Raw genomic sequence first — 17341 nt, forward strand, 5'->3', positions numbered from 1 at the left:
GCCATGTCGGGGAAACAGCCGGTCGAGGTTCTGCTTCGCCCAGCGGTGGAGCTATATACCGTCGCGGCGTGTGCAGGCGCCGCGTTTCTGTCCCTGGTGGCCCCGTGGTCGCTCGCGCTGAGCCCTGCCATGGGCGTCGGCAGCGCACTGGCGTTCGGCGCCTACGGCGCGATCCGCTACCGCGATGCCCGCGTCATCCTTCGCTACCGACGCAACATCCGCCGCCTGCCGCGATATGTGATGACCAGCAAGGACGTGCCGGTCAGCCAGCAGCGTCTGTTTGTGGGGCGCGGCTTTTTGTGGGAGCAGAAACACACCCATAGGCTCATGCAGACGTACCGGCCAGAGTTTCGGCGCTACGTCGAGCCGACGCCGGCCTACCGACTGGCGCGGCGCCTGGAGGAACGGCTGGAGTTCGCGCCGTTCCCACTGTCACGGCTGTCGAAACTCACCGGCTGGGACGTGCCTTTCAATCCGGTGCGGCCGCTGCCGCCAGTGGGCGGCCTGCCGCGCCTGCACGGCATCGAACCCGACGAGGTGGACGTCAGCCTGCCGCTGGGTGAGCGCGTGGGCCACTCCTTGGTTTTGGGAACGACAAGGGTGGGCAAAACACGTTTGGCCGAACTCTTCGTCACTCAAGACATCCGCCGGAGGAACGCCGCGGGCGAGCACGAGGTCGTGATCGTCATCGACCCCAAAGGAGATGCCGACCTCCTGAAGCGGATGTATGTCGAGGCCAAGCGCGCGGGCCGCGAAGGCGAGTTCTATGTCTTCCATTTGGGCTGGCCGGACATTTCGGCACGCTACAACGCCGTAGGCCGATTCGGTCGCATCTCGGAAGTCGCCACCCGCATCGCGGGGCAGCTCTCCGGCGAAGGCAACAGCGCAGCCTTCAGGGAATTCGCGTGGCGCTTCGTCAACATCATTGCCCGCGCCTTGGTGGAACTGGGGCAGCGCCCGGACTACATGCTGATCCAGCGGCACGTCATCAACATCGACGCGCTGTTCATCGAGTACGCCCAGCACTACTTCGCCAAGACCGAGCCCAAAGCCTGGGAGGTGATCGTCCAGATCGAGGCCAAGCTCAACGAGAAGAACATCCCGCGCAACATGATTGGGCGCGAGAAGCGCGTGGTGGCGCTGGAGCAGTACCTGTCACAAGCCCGCAACTACGACCCTGTGCTGGACGGTTTGCGCTCTGCCGTGCGGTACGACAAGACGTATTTCGACAAGATCGTCGCCAGCCTCTTGCCTCTGCTGGAAAAGCTCACGAGCGGCAAGATCGCGCAGCTCCTGGCCCCGAACTATTCCGACCTGGCCGACCCGCGCCCGATCTTCGATTGGATGCAGGTCATCCGAAAGCGCGCAGTCGTCTATGTGGGCCTGGACGCGCTATCCGATGCCGAGGTCGCCGCAGCGGTCGGCAACTCGATGTTCAGCGATCTCGTTTCGGTGGCAGGCCATATCTACAAGCACGGGATCGATGACGGCCTGCCGGGCGCATCGGCTGGCACGCGCGTGCCGATCAACGTCCACGCGGATGAATTCAATGAACTGATGGGTGACGAGTTCGTGCCGCTGATCAACAAAGGCGGCGGCGCCGGTCTGCAGGTCACCGCGTACACGCAGACGCTTTCGGACATCGAGGCCCGCATTGGCAACAGGGCCAAGGCGGGGCAAGTCATTGGCAACTTCAACAACCTGTTCATGCTGCGCGTGCGCGAGACGGCCACCGCCGAACTGCTGACCCGGCAATTGCCGAAGGTCGAGGTCTATACGACCACCATCGTCTCCGGCGCGACCGACAGCTCCGACATCCGCGGGGCGACGGATTTCACCAGTAACACGCAGGACCGCATCAGCATGTCCAGCGTGCCGATGATCGAGCCGTCGCACGTTGTCGCCTTACCCAAGGGTCAGTGTTTCGCGTTGTTGCAGGGCGGCCAGCTTTGGAAGGTTCGCATGCCGCTGCCGGCACCGGACCCCGATGAGGTCATGCCGCAGGATCTGCAACAACTCGCGGGCTACATGCGCCAAAGCTACAGTGAGGCCACGCAGTGGTGGGAGTTCACCAACTCCCCGGCCTTGCAGGACGGGGCGTTGCCCGACGACCTGCTGGATGATGTCGCTGCGGCCGAGCCTGGCCCGGTGGCCACCGACGACAGCGCGGGCAACGAGGCCTCGCCATGAAGGATGCCGCCTCGACCGCGCAGCGGGAGCAGAACCAGCGCCAAGGCCTGATCGTCGGCACCATCACCTTGCCGTTCCGGCTGCTCGGGGTGCTGATAGGCTCGCTGCTGTTCTCCATCGTCGTGGAATGCGTCGGCATGCACCTGTTCTGGAAGGACCAGGGCTGGCGTCACTCCCAGCAGATGTTGCAGTACGAGCTGGGGCACCTGTCCAACCACTTCACGCGCAGCGTGGTCGTGCAGGAGCCGGGGCGCACGGCGCATGAGCTGGTGGATACCGGCTACGAATGGGTATTCGTGCGCTCGGGACTGCTGGAACGCATGAGCCAGACCGCCGAGCGCACCCGTGCGCCCAGCCACGGCCAGACGCGCAACTTCCGCTATTACGTCAGCCAGGTCTATGTCTGGACCGAGAGCTACCTGATCGCCGCGGCCTTCACGACGCTGACCTTCCTTGTGCGCCTGCTCGTTCTAGTGCTCACGTTGCCGCTGATCCTCACCGCGGCATTCGTCGGCCTGATCGACGGCCTAGTGCGGAGGGACGTGCGCCGGTTCGGCGCGGGCCGCGAATCGGGCTTCATCTACCACCGCGCGAAAGCAAGCCTGATGCCGCTGGCCGTTCTGCCCTGGGTCACGTACCTGGCCTTGCCGATCTCGGTGCATCCACTGCTGATTCTGCTGCCGAGCGCCGCCTTGCTGGGGCTGGCCGTGAGCCTGACCGCGGGCAGCTTCAAGAAATACCTTTAGGCGAATGCTGTCCCGCGTGGCTGTAGTGCTCATCGGTTCTGCAGAACATCTAACGCAGCGTCCAACGCCGTAATCGATTCGACAATGACTCTCACTAAGGAGCGGTCGAACTCGTGGTCTCGCTGGGAATCGTGGACACCGCTGTTGAGACACCCCCATTCAATGCTTCCTGCACCAACACCAAGCAGCCGGGTCAAAGCGACAACGACGTCTGGCGCGCCAGCATGCTGCGCGGAGATGCGATCGACGGCTGATCTCAACTTTGCGCATTTGTTGTTCAATTCCCAGGGGGAGCGTGGCCCGCCTAGCTTGAGTTCGATGCGCCCATCTGCTCGCCGGCCCAGCCAAGTCCAGAGACGGTCAGTCAGACTCTCCAGCGCGGGCCGCGCCTGGCGCAGCGCCTCACGCTTCTCATCGGCTGCCAACGCCTGCTGGGCCAACAGGACGTAGTTCTTCGTCGGTGGATCGCTGTCAACGCGCAGCTCATGCTCGCCCTGGTGCGGGAGGAACTTGTAGCGCTTGATGGACCCGGCCCGCCGGGCGCCCAATTCCTGCTGGATCCGGTGCAGAAACTCCTCGGCGTGTGAGGTGAGGATGACCTGCTTGCCGACGAGCAAGCCATCCTCGAAGAAGGTACGCCAGATTCCGTCACGATGGTCATCGTCGATCGCGTTGACGACGTCATCGAAAATGACCACGGGGCACCCCTGCGCGATGTTCTTCGCCAGCAGAATCGCCAGACCCAGGCACTTGATATGCCCTTCGCTGAAGACCACCAGCGCGTCATAGCGCACGCCAGGCTCACCGGTGAACTCTACTTCGATCTTGCCGTTTTCGGCGACAGGCAGCCACAACGCGTGCAAGAGGTCGCCAGGCGGATCAGCACGATTGAATGCGTTGTACAGATTGCGTGCCTGTTCTCCGAGGCCCTGGAGCAGCACGCCCGGCAATGCCGCCAAGTAGGCTTGGATTTCGGGCAAGAAGCCGTCGTAGGCGGCCTTGACCCGCAGGTGGTGCGCGACTACCGGCACTTCGGTTGCGACCGACTCGATCAACTCACGGTTCGCCTCGTCAAATTGGGCCACGGTCTGGCGGGCAGCGGCCATTTCTTGGTCGGCTGTCATGCGTATGGTCCGCAGCCGTTCGATCTCCAGCCGGTGCTGGTCCAGTGCGTCCCGCTCCCGGGCCAGCGCCCCGCGCAGGGCATGCGCTTCGCGGGCTTGCGCGTCGGCGCGCTCGATGATTTCCGTGACCTGCAGCAGAGCGTTCCAGGCACGCCGGTCGCCATCGACCCATGCGCCAAGCCAGGCGCCTGTCGAGGTAGGCGGCAATGGAGGCAGGCCTGCTGCCTGCAACTGTGCAGGACAAGCGTTTGCGCCAACCGCGACTACCCGACGCATCTCGTCCCACAGCGCCCGCACCGCCTCGCTCAACTGCGTCCGTAGGCCGGCTTCCTGCTGCTGGAGGGTGGCCAACTGCGCGAGCTGCTCCAGGCCCGTGCGGGCCTTGGCGAAAGGATCCTGTGCGACAGCAGCCAATCCGGTTCCGCATGCGGGACAGGTGGTCGCCCCGTCAGCCAAGGCCAGCACAGCCTCGTAGAGCTTAGCGTACGACACTTCCCCAGCACGCGCCGAAAGCTGTCCGGTGGCCGCCTGCCACAGGCCTTGAAGGTGATAAGCCTCATCCAGCAGCGTCTGCAGCCGCGCTTGGCTCACCTCATGAACGGCAGGTGGGACGGCAACCAGTTGCGCCTGGACGTACGGCAGCCGCCCTTGCTGCTCCGGTGTGCCGAGCAGCCAGTCAACGCAAGCCTGGTACGTCGCGCCGGGCGACATGCGTTGCGCCAGCGCTTGCTCGGAGTTCTCCACCGTCGCGATCTTTTGCGGATAAGCAGCGATCGTCTGTTCAGAGTTCGCCAACTGCAAGCGCCGCTGCGCGAGTTGAGTAGCCTGGGCGCCGACGAGCATCAGGTCTTGGTCGAGCGCGGGATTGAAGCCGCGCACGAAGTCGCTGAACTGATCCACGCCGAACAAGGTAGCGATGAGCTGCCGCTGATCGCCCGGAGTACGCGCCGCGATGCGGGCGAAGTCATCGAGGCGGTTCTTTTCGATGAAGCAGAAGCGGTACTCCGCTTCGTTGGGCTGCACAGCCTGGGCCTGGTCTGGTGCTCCGGAAGACAGGACGGGCGCGACATGGCGACGCAACCGGGCATTGTTGCAGTATGTCCGTTGGTCGACCCGCTTGACTTGGGCCTCGCTGATGGAGCCGAGCATCGCCACTTCCAGCGCCTCGCAGAAGCTGCTCTTGCCGGTACCGTTGGCGCCATAGACCAAAGTGATGTCGTGGCTGAGGTCGAATGTCTCTTGCCGCATGAATCCGCGAAACGGTCCCACCTCAAGCTGGCGCAGGCGCCCCAGCGCCGGCCCGACTTCGGGTCCGTGGCCACCTCCCTGGTACGCGACCGGCATCTGCGCCAAATGGGCGACTGCCAGTGGCGCCATGCGGGTGGAGCGTCCACGGCGCGCTGCACCAACTTCAGCCAGAGGTTGCAGGTGATCAAGCACCAGATGCGCGAGCCGGCACACGTCGTCATGCACCTGGCGTTGCGCCAAGTGCGCCAAGAAGCGGTGGTACTCCGAATGAATGCTTGCCATGCAGCCCCCTCTACACAGGAAGACGCTTCGATGGCGTCCTTGATGATGTTGATCGGTCGCCAGCGCAGTAGGCACAGGCGGGTCATGCTTCCATTCGCTATTACGGTTTGTGGAAGTTCTCAGCAAAATAGTCGATGACCTGCCCCGCTTGGGATCCCTGACGGAAACGCTTTTGCTCCTCGAAGTCGATCGAGGGCAGCATATGGATCAGTTGATGATCGGCGTACAGCGCCATGACCTTCTCGGCATCCAGTACCCCGGCGCGTTGTCCGGTAAGCGTATTCGCCGCTTCGAGGGCCGCGCCGATCATCACGTCCGCCACTTGCACTGCAGGACTGTGCTTTGAATCGATCTGAGTCACGGACTGAAGCTTGAGCGGAAAGGTGATGCTGGCGATCTCCGATTGACGAAACGTGATCGGTTTCTCATGGCGGATGTACCGCTGCAGCAGGTCGTGATAAGTGAGCAGGTTCTTGGACTGATCGTGCTCGACCCGATACGGGCCGTCAGCCATGATTTCCATCCGACTGACCAGGGACTGCAGCACCACGAAAGCAGCATCGGTGTTGACGCCCGGCGTGACGATCGCCTTCAGGCATTCAGGGGCAGCGAACTGCGCAAGCGGGCCAAGCGCTTCCGGCAGTTCCCACCAGCGCGATGCGCACGCCGCATCGATCAGGTTCCCAAGCGCCTCCGAGCTCTTTTCCTTCACCGCGCGCTGGAAGCTGACCAACAGCCGGTCGAGCGCGCCTTTGCCGAGGAGCGTCGGTCCAACCGTATACAGCAGCGACGCAAGCGAGTAGTTCTGCCCGTCTTCGTAGAAGTCCATGCCGCGCTCGTAGTAGAACGGCTCGACCGCGTAGTCCAGGAACATCAGCAGCAACAGGTAGCGCTTGTCGCAGACGTAGGTCACGCACTTGTGGTCGGTTAGCAAGTCGCGCTGCAGCGCCATCAGACGGGGGTGATTGGCTGGGCGCCGAGCCAACGCCCGGTACTTGAGCTCGTCCGCCTGAAGCTTGGGAAAGTGCTCCCGGATCAGGCGCCCGGCCTCGTCATCCTCAATGGCGATGGCCGTCGCTCCTTGGAACCGCTGCTCAGGGTTCATCAGGTCAAAGCCGGTATAACCACTTTCATCGATCCGGAAGCATTCCATTCAACTCTTCCCCTGGACAATGGACACTCCGATCCTGTCGGCCAATTCGAGCACGGCATCGTAGGCACCGACGTCGTTGTGCGAAGGCTCAGACGCGGCCGAGGATGGTTCACTAGGTGGCTCGCCATCGGCGGGCAGATTGGCGCATCGCTTAGTCATGGGTCATTTCAAGAATTTCATCCACAGCGGCCGCGATGACACGGTCCGGTGCCGAAGCGAGTAGATCCTGGGGACGATTTCCACCCAGGAAGCTGTTTTCGGAGCGGAACCAATAAGCCATGCCCCAGCCGTCTTTGTGTCCTTCGAAGGTTTCAATCACTTTGGCCAGCGATTTCAGTGGACGGAAACCAGCGTCACGATCCAGCCCGTAGTCCGGAAAGTAATCGATGCCACCGTGGTTGATAGCGAAGATTTGGCGTTGCTTCTTCCACTTATTGGGCTGAGCGCTCGGGTTCCGGGTGCTCAGTTCCGCGAGTTGTGCGATGTTCGCGGCGGTCAACCAGTCTCCACTTTCCAACACCGCCTTACGCGCCTGCACCAGCAGGCTCGCTTCCTTCAGCAGCCGGGGCGACAGCGGATTGCGCGGCACAAGCATTTCTGCCAGCCGTTCGAGCGATTCGCGGTCCTGACGTTCAAGCAGCACCTCGAACATGGATGAAGCGACGTTGGTGAAGTTTTCCGCCAACGCCGCGAAAACACTGGGCTTGATGTGGTCGAACGCCACCACCAGCACGTGGTCAGCCTGCGACCGAGCGAGTTGAGCCTGAATCTCCTTGGGCGTACCCACAAGGGTCGACACGCCGAGACGGTCTGCAACGACGCTCATGACTGACTCCTCAAATGGGTTATTTACGCTATTTGATATTACTATATCGACCATAACCTTCAATGCCCAGACACTTCGGATTCTTGGGACCTAAGGAGCACACCGTGCACCCCACCACGCTTTATGTAGTCGGCAATGGATTCGACCTGTGGCACGGCATTCCATCGGGCCTCGGACAGTTCAAGGAGTATGTCCTGGCCACAGACCGGGACATTCATCGCGAGGTCGAGGACTACCTTCCAGCCGGAGACGACTGGTGCGACTTGGAATTAGCCCTGGCTGAACTGGATGCCGATATGCTGGTCGACAACTTGGGGCACTTCATGGGGGCCTATGGTGCCGAGGACTGGAGTGATTCAGGGCACCACGACTTTCAGTACGAGGTGGGGAACGTCGTCGAGCGACTGTCCAAGGGGCTTCGGACGCGCTTTGCCGAATGGATCCGAGACTTGCCCATCCCGACACACGACACCGCCCCGCGACGGCTTGCGACGCTGGATCCACAGGCGCTGTTCCTGACCTTCAACTACACGAGCACGTTGGACACTCTCTATGGCATCGATCTGGCACGTGTTCTGCACATCCACGGCCGATCCGATGCGGCAGACGATGAGTTGGTCTTGGGCCACGCCTGGAATCCCCAATCCCGCCCCTCGCTCAACGACCGTCCGGATATCGAGGAGATCGATACCCGGGTGGCTGAAGCCAACGACATCATCGACGACTACTTCTCAGCCACCTTCAAGCGTTCCGAGGAACTGATCGCCCAGCATAGGACGTTTTTTCAGGCGTTGGGAGCCATCCAGAAGGTCGTCGTGCTTGGCCACTCTCTGTCCCCCGTGGATGCGATCTACTTCCAGGCGCTCCTTCAGCAGCCCAGCGTTGCCGCGGCGCGATGGACAGTCGCATGCCGCAGCAAACAAGAGTGGCCTGATAAGGAACAACGGCTCGTCGCCCTGGGTTTGTGGCCTGGTGCTGGACAGCCATCTTCTTGGGACGCACTGTAGAACAAAGCGTCGTTCGCTCCTGTATTTGCGGATCGCTGCACACCTAATCCGGTCGGCCCCAGTTCCTATTGTTTGTGGCCTAAAGCAGCCCTGATCTCCACGATCAAGCCATTGCTGATTTCACAGGAATGGCGCGATGTTGGCTCCGATCTGGCTGCGCGCCGCGCATCGCGGCGTGCCCACTTTTCTCGTGACGGCCCTCCTGCTGGGCCAGTCCCCGATGGCGTTAGCCGAGCCCCCCACGCAGCGCCAGGAACTGGTCGCGGCGCTGCGCCAGCTCGACGCGCTGGAGCGCACCGTCGCCGACAGCGCCGCGCATGCCCCCATCCAGCCGGGAGAGCGCTACCACTTCGATTACCCGCGGCTGCTGGCTGACCTAGCGCGCGTGCGCGCCGGTATCCAGGCCCACCTCTCACCTTCGCGTGCCCAGCCGCGCGACCCCTCCGAACTGGCCGGCGACTACCGCACTGAGCGGGCCGTCGAGCCATCGCCGACGACCGCGGAGGTCAAGCCATGAACGGCGCCCAGGTCTCGGCATTTCAAGCCAACAGCGGCATCGCGCCTTCCGCGATGGCGACCGTCTTGGTCGGCGTCGTGTTCGCGGTCCTGCTCGTCTGGGGCGTCTGGGCCATCCGAACGGCCTACGTGGGGTGGTCCGAGAGCCGCCTCAACCAGCGCCAGTTCCTCGGCGTCTGCATCCGCTTCGTCGCGATGTACCTCGTCCTGAGTTTCTTCCTCCTCTCCTGACCTGAAAGGCCTGACCATGCAAAACCGCATCCTCACTTCCCGTTTTGTCCAGCGCGCCGCCGTGGCCCTGGGCGCCGCCGCGCTGCCCGCGCTGTCGTTCGCGCAGGGGCTGCCGCAACTGGAGAACCCGACCCGCGGCACGGGCAACGGCATCATGGAAACGATCAGGAACTACGGCTACGACATCATCATGCTCGTGGCCCTGCTGGTCGTGGCGTCGATGTTCATTGGCGTGTGCTACCACGCCTACGGCACCTACGCGGAAATCCACACTGGTCGCAAGACCTGGGGGCAATTCGGCCTCACGGTCGCCATCGGCGCGGTGCTGCTCGTGATCGGCATCTGGCTGCTCACCGAAGCCACCGGCATCCTGTAAGGCGAGGCCGGTATGTCCGAGCAGCAGCACGTCCGTGCTGACGGGACGGTCACGTTCCTTCCGCACCGGCTCAACCGCCATCCCGTTGTTGTGCGCGGCCTCACCGCAGACGAGCTGTGGATTTGCTGCGGCCTGTCCGGTGCCGCCGGCCTGCTGGTCGGCGCGCCGCTGTCCTGGGTGTTCCGCACGATCGCGCTCGCGCCCACGTTCGTCGTGCTGGGCGTGGCCTTCGGCGTGTTCATCGGGGGCGGCATCCTGCGTCGCCTCAAGCGTGGGCGTCCCGACACCTGGCTGTATCGGCAACTCCAGTGGCGCATCGCCACGCGCTATCCGCTGGTGGCGGGCTGGGTGGGCGGCCAAGTGCTGATCTCACGCTCCGGCTTCTGGACCACCCGAAGGTCTGCTGCAAGGGGGGCACGATGAGCCGCTACAAGAACGAGATCACCCATCTGCAGGCGCACATCAAGACGCTTCGCCTGGGTGCTGGCGCGCTGGTCATCGTCGCCCTGGTCATGGGCGGGGGCTGGTGGAGCGCTCCGCGCGACCTGACCATCCACGTCCCGCCTGATCTGCGCTCCGGCAGTACCCGCAAGTGGTGGGAAGTGCCGCCCGAATCGGTCTATGCGTTCACGTTCTACGTGTTTCAGACCCTCAACCGCTGGCCGACGAATGGCGAAGAGGACTATCCGCGTAATCTCCACACGCTCTCGCCGTACCTCACCCCATCCTGCCAGGCCTTCCTGCGGGCGGACTACGACTACCGCCGCTCCACGGGCGAGCTGCGTCAGCGCGTGCGCGGCATCTACGAAATCCCCGGTCGCGGCTACGGTGACGACCCCACGGCGCGCGTGCGCGTGGTGTCCGACCGCGACTGGGTGGTGACGCTGGACATCACCGCGGACGAGTACTACGGGGCGGAACAAGTCAAACGGGCCTTGGTGCGCTACCCCGTGAAAGTCACGCGGGTGGACGTCGATCCCGCTCGCAATCCGTTTGGCCTGGCGCTCGACTGCTACGAGGGCGCGCCCCAGCGCATCAGCACACCGGAGCCGTCGCGCCCGGCACCTGGCGGCCTGACTCCGCAAGCGCCTCAAGGAGAAACCCCATGAAGCACCTTGTACTCGCACTGGTGGGGCTGCTGGCCGTCGCCTCGGCGCCTTTTGCCCAGGCCGTGGAGATCCTTCGCTGGGAACGCATGCCTCTGGCCGTGCCCCTGCGTGTTGGGCAGGAGCGCGTCGTGTTTATCAACCGAAACGTCCGCGTGGGCGTGCCCGCAGGCGTCGGCGAGCGCTTGCGGGTGCAGAGTGCGGGCGGCGCGGTGTACCTGCGCGCGAGCGAGCCGATCGAGCCCACACGGCTGCAATTGCAGGATGCCGACACGGGCGCGCTGATTCTGCTCGATATCGCGGCCGAGCCGCCCAAGGACGGCGAAGCCGAGCTGGAGCCGGTGCGCATCGTCGAGGGCGACCGCACCCCGACGCGGTATGGCGATCAAGGCGACGGAGCAGACGACGCCCCGGCGCGCGCCCAGGACCAGGCAGGCGCGCGGGCAGCGCGGCGTGAAACCCCGGTTCCGGTCGTGCTGACGCGCTTCGCCGCGCAGAACCTCTACGCACCGCTGCGTACCGTGGAGCCGCTGCCGGGCGTCATGCGGGTGAACTTGCGCCGCGACCTCGACCTCGGCACGCTGGTGCCGACGCTGCCGGTGCGCGCGGTCGCGCTCGCCTCGTGGCGTCTGGAAGACCAGTGGGTCACTGCCGTACGCCTCACCAATAGCAGCGGCGGCTGGATCGCCCTCGACCCGCGCGTGTTGCAGGGCGATTTCCTCACCGCCACCTTCCAGCACGAAGCACTCGGCCCGCGCGGGACACCAGAGGACACGACTGTCCTGTACTTGGTGACGCGGGGGCACGGCCTCGCGCAATCGCTGCTGCCGGCAATCAACCGCTTCGACCCAGCCGCGCATCTGCCGCAGCCCGAAGCCGAGTCCACCGACGTCAAGGAGTCCCGCCATGCGCAGTAACGGACTCCTGAAGTGGTTGATGATCCCCGTAGCCCTGCTGGTGCTGTTCGTCGCCATCCGGCTGTTTTCGGGTGGAAGCTCGTCGGCGCCGCCCGCCGCGGATGCGGGCGCCAAGCTCACGCCGGAGGAAATGAAGGCGCTGGGCATCGAGGGCGATACCCCCCGCGATACCGTGGCGACGCTCGTGGCGCAAGTGAAGCAGTTGCGCACCGAACTTCAGACGGCGCTGTCCGACAACAAATCCCAGCGCGAAGAGAACCAGCGCCTGCGCCAACGCGAGAACTCGATCGACCAGCGCATCAATTCGGCCCTTGAATCCGAGCGCTCCAGCCTGCGCCGCGACCAGCAGCAGGCGGCCAGCGAGCGCCAGCAGACCGAGGGGCTGCTCGCCGACCTGCAGCGGCGCCTGGAAGGCATCGGCGGGCGCGGCGGCGGCCACGCCGATCTACCCGTGGGCCTGGGGCTGCATGACGGCGACGAGGCAGGCATGGAAGGCGGCGTGCGCTGGGTCGAGCCGGACGACGCGAAGCCCACTGATGGGCGTAACGGCAGTCGTGGCACGGGTGGCGGCATGAGCTTTCCGACGAGCTTCGGCCCCGCGCAGAGCACGCTGGAAACCACGGCACAAACCGTGACGAACGCGGGCGCCCGTGCCGCAGGCGTCAAGAGCGCCAAACCGGTCTATACGGTGCCGACCAACTCGACGCTGATGGGATCGGTGGCGATGACGGCGCTGATCGGCCGCGTGCCGATCGACGGTACGGTCAACGATCCGTATCCGTTCAAAGTCCTGGTCGGTCCCGACAACCTCACGGCAAACGGAATTGACATTCCCGACGTGGCGGGCGCCGTGTTTTCCGGCACGGCCTCGGGTGACTGGACGCTCTCTTGCGTGCGCGGCCAGGTGCGCAGCATCACCTTTGTGTTCCATGATGGGACCATTCGGACGATTCCCGAAGACCGCGAGGGTAACCAGCAGAACAACCAGCAGCGCGACGGCCTGGGCTGGATCAGCGACCCCTATGGCATTCCCTGCGTCAGCGGAGAGCGGCGCAGCAACGCCCAGCAGTACCTCGGTTCGCAGGCGCTGATCACCGCGGCGGGTGCTGGCGTGGCTTCGCTCATCGACAGCGACAGCGGCCAGATGTCCTACGTGGGCGCGGACGGTTCAATCGGCAGCGTCGGCATTTCCAGCAACGAGGCCGTAGGTCGCATCCTGGCCGGTGGCGTGCGCGACATGGCCGATTGGGTAAACAAGTTGTACGGCCAGGCCTTCGCCGCCGTCTATGTCCAACCCGGCGCGAAGGTCGCCGTCCACCTCGAAAAGCCGCTCGCCATCGATTTCGATCCCGAAGGCCGCAAGGTCGATCACCGCGCAGGAGAAAGCCATGCTCTCGAACTTGAATAAGGGCCTGGTGCTGGCCCTTGCCGTCGCGGTGCTCGGCGGCTGTGCCACCAGCAAGGAAAAGCTGCTGCCCCACAGCGACAGCACGATGATGGACATCTGGCAGCAGAACGCCGGTGACGGCGGCGGTGGTGCCGGCCAGGTGGCAGGCAGGCAATTGCTCGATGCGCGCCAGAGCCTGCGCCGGCCGCTGACCGAAGCCGACGTGCAGACCGCGCCCGTCGAACAGGTGCGCTACACCCGCACGGCGCGCAACGAGGTCTATCGCCAGTTCCAGCGCCTGCCCAACCCCGATCTGGTGATGTACGTGTTCCCGCACCTGGCGGGCACGGACCCTGTACCTGTTCCGGGTTACACGACGGTCTTCCCGTTGTACCAGCGCGTGCAGTACGCCATGCCCGGCGAGCGCGTGGAGGACTACTGATGCGCTGGAAACTCCCCTGGCCGAAGCTGACTGCATCCGACGCAGACGATGACGAGCAGCCGGACGGCTGGCAGCGCCACGTCAAGGCCCTGCGTCAGGCCGGCATCCCCGAACCCGGCACGGCGGTCCATGGCCACAGGCCGGCGACCGTGGCCGACGAGCAGGCGCTGTACGACGTTGCGCCGTCGTTCGCGGAATTCCTGCCCTGGGTGGAGTTCCTGCCCCAGTCGAAGTCGATGCTGCTGGAAGACGGGCAATCGGTCGCGGCGTTCTACGAGCTGGTGCCGCTGGGCACCGAGGGCCGGGAACCCGGCTGGCTCGCGCATGCCCGCGACGCCTTGGAGAACGCGCTCCAGGACTCGTTCGATGAACTGGACGAGAACCCCTGGGTACTCCAGCTCTACGCCCAGGACGAACCCAGCTTCGACCAGTACATGCAGACCCTGCGCGACTACGTGCAGCCGCGCGCCCGCAATACGGCTTTCACCGAGTTCTACCTTCGCTTCTTCGGACACCACCTGCGCGCGGTAGCGAAGCCGGGCGGGCTGTTCGAGGACACGGTGGTCACGCGGCTGCGTTGGCGCGGCCAGACGCGGCGCGTGCGCATGGTCGTCTATCGCCGGGCCACCGGGCAGGCGAGCCGCCGCGGCCAGACGCCCGAGCAGATGCTGAACATCGTCTGTGATCGCCTGTGTGGCGGGCTGGCGAACGCCGGCATCCAGGCCCGGCGCATGGTCGCGGCCGACGTCCATGACTGGCTACTGCGGTGGTTTAACCCGCGTCCCACGCTGCTCGGCCCTGGGGTCGAGGACCGCGAACGCTTCTATGCGCTGGCACGCTACCCCGACGAGACAGAAGACGGTGAGATCGAGCTGGCGAGCGGACGGGATTTCAGCCAGCGGCTTTTCTTCAGCCAGCCACGTTCGGACGCTGAGCACGGCACCTGGCACTTCGACGGCATGCCGCATCGTGTGCTGGTCACTGACCGGCTGCGCATGCCGCCCGGCACGGGGCATTTGACTGGCGAAACTCGCAAAGGCGATGCGATCAATACGCTGTTCGATCAGATGCCCGAGGACACGACGATGTGTCTGACCATGGTGGCGACACCCCAGGACATCCTCGAATCGCACCTGAACCACCTGGCGAAGAAGGCAGTCGGCGAAACACTGGCATCGGAACAGACGCTCAAGGATGTGCAGGAGGCCCGCTCGCTGATCGGCAGCGCGCACAAGCTGTACCGGGGAACACTGGCGTTCTATTTGCGCGGCCGGGATGAAGCCGAACTGGACCGGCGCGGCCTTGATCTGGCGAACGTGATGCTTAACGCCGGTTTGCAGCCCGTGCGCGAGGACGATGAAGTCGCGCCTTTGAACAGTTATCTGCGCTGGCTGCCGTGCTGCTACAACCCGAGCCAGGATCGACGGAACTGGTTCACCCAACTGATGTTCGCCCAGCACGTGGCGAACCTCTCACCGGCCTGGGGCCGCAGCCAGGGCACGGGCCATCCGGGCAATACGTTCTTCAATCGAGGCGGCGGGCCGATCACCTTTGACCCGCTCAACCGCCTGGATCGGCAGATGAACGCGCACCTGTTCCTGTTCGGCCCCACCGGCTCCGGCAAAAGCGCAACGCTCAACAACCTCTTGAACCAGGTCACGGCCATCTACCGGCCGCGCCTCTTCATCGTGGAAGCCGGCAACAGCTTCGGCTTGTTCAGCGATTTCGCCAAGCGCCTGGGCCTGACTGTGAACCGGGTCAAGCTGGCCCCAGGCTCGGGCATCAGCCTGGCGCCGTTCGCCGACGCGCGTCGGCTGATCGAAACGCCGAGCGACGTGCAGACGCTGGATGCCGATGTGCTGGACGAGGACATGCCACCCGATGCATCGGCCATGGAAGCGGACGAGCAGCGCGACGTACTCGGCGAGTTGGAAATCACCGCACGGCTGATGATCACCGGCGGCGAGGATAAAGAAGAGGCCCGGATGACGCGGGCCGATCGCTCGCTCATCCGCCAGTGCATCCTCGACGCCGCCGAGCATTGCGTGGCCGAGAAGCGCACGGTGCTCACGCGCGACGTGCGCAACGCGCTGCGCGAGCGCGGCCAGGACCCAACGCTGCCAGAGATGCGGCGCGTGCGGCTGCTGGAGATGGCAGATGCCATGGACATGTTCTGTCAAGGCACCGATGGCGAAATGTTCGACCGCGACGGCACGCCGTGGCCCGAGGCCGACATCACCCTGGTCGATCTGGCGACCTATGCCCGCGAAGGCTACAACGCGCAGCTTTCCATCGCCTACATCAGCCTGATCAGCACGGTGAACAACATCGCCGAGCGCGACCAGTACCTGGGCCGCCCGATCATCAACGTGACCGATGAAGGGCACATCATCACCAAGAACCCGCTGCTCGCGCCCTACGTCGTGAAGATCACGAAGATGTGGCGCAAGTTGGGTGCCTGGTTTTGGCTCGCGACGCAGAATATCGACGATCTGCCGCGCGCCGCGGAACCCATGCTCAACATGATCGAGTGGTGGATCTGCCTGTCGATGCCGCCGGACGAGGTGGAGAAGATCGCCCGGTTCCGCGAACTCTCGCCCGCGCAGAAGGCGCTGATGCTTTCGGCGCGCAAAGAGGCGGGGAAATTCACCGAGGGCGTCATCCTCTCCAAGAGCATGGAAGTGCTGTTCCGCGCCGTGCCGCCGAGCCTGTACCTCGCGCTCGCGCAAACCGAACCCGAAGAGAAGGCAGAGCGCTACCAGCTCATGCAGCAATACGGCTGCACCGAGCTGGAAGCAGCTTTCAAGGTCGCCGAGAAGATCGACCAGGCACGCGGCATCGAGTCGCCGGCCTTGGAACTGTCGTAAGCCGGAGAACACCATGGAGCAGAAGCGTCCTTCCATTCCGATACAAGTCCAGGCGTTCCGCCGTCGCCACAGGCGGCCCCGCTGGCCTTGGGCCTTGACTGCTGCGCTGGTCGCGCTGCTGCTGATCTGGCTCGTGTCCCGGTCGCCCGGCGAATCCTCATCGCAGTCGCCCACGCCGGCTAGCACGGCGCAGATGGCCGGGCCGCCCTGGAAAATGGGCAACCCCGAGGGCCGTTTCACACTGACGCTCTATGCCGATCTGGAATGTCCGTTCTGCCGGGAGTACTTCCCGCAGCTCAAGCGCTGGGTCGGCAGCAACGCCGACGTGACCCTGCAATGGCACCACCAGCCGCTGGCTGCGCACGAGCCGGCCGCGTTGGCCGAGGCGCGTCTGGTCGAGTGCGTCGCCGAAGCCGGCGGGCATGCTGCCTTCTGGCGAGCCGTCGAGTGGGTCTATGCCCACACGCGCAGCGACGGCCTGGGACTGCCCGATGGCCTGCGCTACCCCGAATCGACGCCGGCCGTCGAGCAGTGCATGGCAAGCGAGCGGGTCGACGCGGCCATCCGCGCCCAGGCCGCGGAAGCCACGAAAAGCGGCGTGACGGCCACGCCGTCGCTGCGCCTGCTCGATCGCCAGACGGGCCAGTCCATCCTGCTGCAGGGACCGATCGAAGGCGATGCCTTGTTGTCGGCCATGGACATGCTGTCCGCTGATGAACCACCCGCCACACCCGCCACCGAAATGCCTGCCGACGTTGTCGGCGACATGCCCAGGTAGCCCGCGGTCCTTGAGGCTACGGCGCAGTCTTCTGCGCTGACCGCTCCCCGTTCGCTCCGCATCCTGGCCGCGAACAATCACCGCTGCGTGGTGGTGGATGCACCTTGTTCCGTTGTTCTCATCCCCAGGAGGGCTTGCCCTCCCA

The 17341-nt window shown here is 64.6% G+C and carries 17 protein-coding genes; 13 read left to right on the forward strand and 4 right to left on the reverse strand.

Going from position 1 to position 17341, the window contains the following annotated elements; all coding sequences use genetic code 11:
- The first annotated feature begins 3 nt into the window (after positions 1–3).
- Together traD and LG203_RS06040 are read left to right on the forward strand one after the other, a co-directional pair.
- On the forward strand, positions 4–2190 hold the full coding sequence (gene traD / locus LG203_RS06035; protein ID WP_230344932.1) for a type IV conjugative transfer system coupling protein TraD: 2187 nt from the start codon (positions 4–6) through the stop codon (positions 2188–2190).
- Positions 2187–2936, forward strand: a complete 750-nt coding sequence (locus LG203_RS06040; RefSeq protein ID WP_230344933.1) for a TIGR03747 family integrating conjugative element membrane protein — start codon at positions 2187–2189, stop codon at positions 2934–2936. Before traD ends, LG203_RS06040 begins: the two co-directional genes overlap by 4 nt.
- 29 nt (positions 2937–2965) lie before the next feature.
- Here LG203_RS06040 and LG203_RS06045 read toward each other — a convergent pair whose 3' ends face one another.
- The 4 genes from LG203_RS06045 to LG203_RS06060 all read right to left on the reverse strand — a co-directional run bounded on the left by LG203_RS06045 (position 2966) and on the right by LG203_RS06060 (position 7569).
- Positions 2966–5590 carry an ATP-binding protein gene (locus LG203_RS06045; protein WP_230344934.1) on the reverse strand — a complete coding sequence of 875 codons (2625 nt, stop codon included), beginning with the start codon at positions 5588–5590 and terminating at the stop codon, positions 2966–2968.
- Between the two features lie 100 nt (positions 5591–5690).
- Complete coding sequence (locus tag LG203_RS06050) at positions 5691–6743, reverse strand: DUF3800 domain-containing protein (RefSeq protein WP_230344935.1); 1053 nt, start codon at positions 6741–6743, stop codon at positions 5691–5693.
- Positions 6744–6902 carry a hypothetical protein gene (locus tag LG203_RS06055; RefSeq protein ID WP_230344936.1) on the reverse strand — a complete coding sequence of 53 codons (159 nt, stop codon included), beginning with the start codon at positions 6900–6902 and terminating at the stop codon, positions 6744–6746.
- Entirely contained in the window at positions 6895–7569 is a 675-nt protein-coding gene (locus LG203_RS06060; RefSeq protein WP_011871451.1) for a hypothetical protein, read from the reverse strand. Before LG203_RS06060 ends, LG203_RS06055 begins: the two co-directional genes overlap by 8 nt.
- A gap of 104 nt (positions 7570–7673) precedes the next feature.
- Between LG203_RS06060 and LG203_RS06065 the strand changes: the two genes are divergently transcribed.
- The 11 genes from LG203_RS06065 (at position 7674) to LG203_RS06115 (ending at position 17196) form a co-directional block, all read left to right on the forward strand.
- Positions 7674–8576, forward strand: a complete 903-nt coding sequence (locus LG203_RS06065; RefSeq protein WP_017514686.1) for a bacteriophage abortive infection AbiH family protein — start codon at positions 7674–7676, stop codon at positions 8574–8576.
- A 136-nt stretch (positions 8577–8712) separates the two neighbouring features.
- Positions 8713–9093: an integrative conjugative element protein, RAQPRD family gene (locus tag LG203_RS06070; protein ID WP_009876602.1), complete on the forward strand. Its 381-nt coding sequence runs from the start codon at positions 8713–8715 to the stop codon at positions 9091–9093.
- Positions 9090–9323 (forward strand): TIGR03758 family integrating conjugative element protein, encoded by a 234-nt coding sequence (locus tag LG203_RS06075; protein ID WP_003050225.1) that lies wholly within the window; start codon positions 9090–9092, stop codon positions 9321–9323. Before LG203_RS06070 ends, LG203_RS06075 begins: the two co-directional genes overlap by 4 nt.
- Before the next feature lie 16 nt (positions 9324–9339).
- Positions 9340–9699, forward strand: coding sequence for a TIGR03745 family integrating conjugative element membrane protein (locus LG203_RS06080; RefSeq protein ID WP_027015295.1), 360 nt, complete (start codon positions 9340–9342; stop codon positions 9697–9699).
- A gap of 12 nt (positions 9700–9711) precedes the next feature.
- The gene (locus tag LG203_RS06085; protein ID WP_230344937.1) at positions 9712–10122 is read left to right on the forward strand and encodes a TIGR03750 family conjugal transfer protein; all 411 of its coding nucleotides are present in this window, start codon (positions 9712–9714) and stop codon (positions 10120–10122) included.
- Positions 10119–10808 (forward strand): PFL_4703 family integrating conjugative element protein, encoded by a 690-nt coding sequence (locus tag LG203_RS06090; protein ID WP_230344938.1) that lies wholly within the window; start codon positions 10119–10121, stop codon positions 10806–10808. The genes LG203_RS06085 and LG203_RS06090 overlap by 4 nt, the downstream gene beginning before the upstream one ends.
- The gene (locus LG203_RS06095; RefSeq protein WP_230344939.1) at positions 10805–11722 is read left to right on the forward strand and encodes a TIGR03749 family integrating conjugative element protein; all 918 of its coding nucleotides are present in this window, start codon (positions 10805–10807) and stop codon (positions 11720–11722) included. The genes LG203_RS06090 and LG203_RS06095 overlap by 4 nt, the downstream gene beginning before the upstream one ends.
- A complete protein-coding gene (locus LG203_RS06100; RefSeq protein ID WP_230344940.1) occupies positions 11712–13130 on the forward strand; it encodes a TIGR03752 family integrating conjugative element protein in 1419 nt (472 codons plus the stop codon). Before LG203_RS06095 ends, LG203_RS06100 begins: the two co-directional genes overlap by 11 nt.
- Positions 13111–13551 carry a TIGR03751 family conjugal transfer lipoprotein gene (locus LG203_RS06105; protein ID WP_230344941.1) on the forward strand — a complete coding sequence of 147 codons (441 nt, stop codon included), beginning with the start codon at positions 13111–13113 and terminating at the stop codon, positions 13549–13551. The genes LG203_RS06100 and LG203_RS06105 overlap by 20 nt, the downstream gene beginning before the upstream one ends.
- Positions 13551–16418: a conjugative transfer ATPase gene (locus tag LG203_RS06110; protein WP_230344942.1), complete on the forward strand. Its 2868-nt coding sequence runs from the start codon at positions 13551–13553 to the stop codon at positions 16416–16418. Before LG203_RS06105 ends, LG203_RS06110 begins: the two co-directional genes overlap by 1 nt.
- A 13-nt stretch (positions 16419–16431) precedes the next feature.
- Positions 16432–17196, forward strand: coding sequence for a DsbA family protein (locus LG203_RS06115; RefSeq protein WP_011871455.1), 765 nt, complete (start codon positions 16432–16434; stop codon positions 17194–17196).
- Positions 17197–17341 lie beyond the last annotated feature (145 nt).

The organism is Methylovorus mays, assembly GCF_020531915.1.
Lineage (GTDB): Bacteria > Pseudomonadota > Gammaproteobacteria > Burkholderiales > Methylophilaceae > Methylovorus > Methylovorus mays.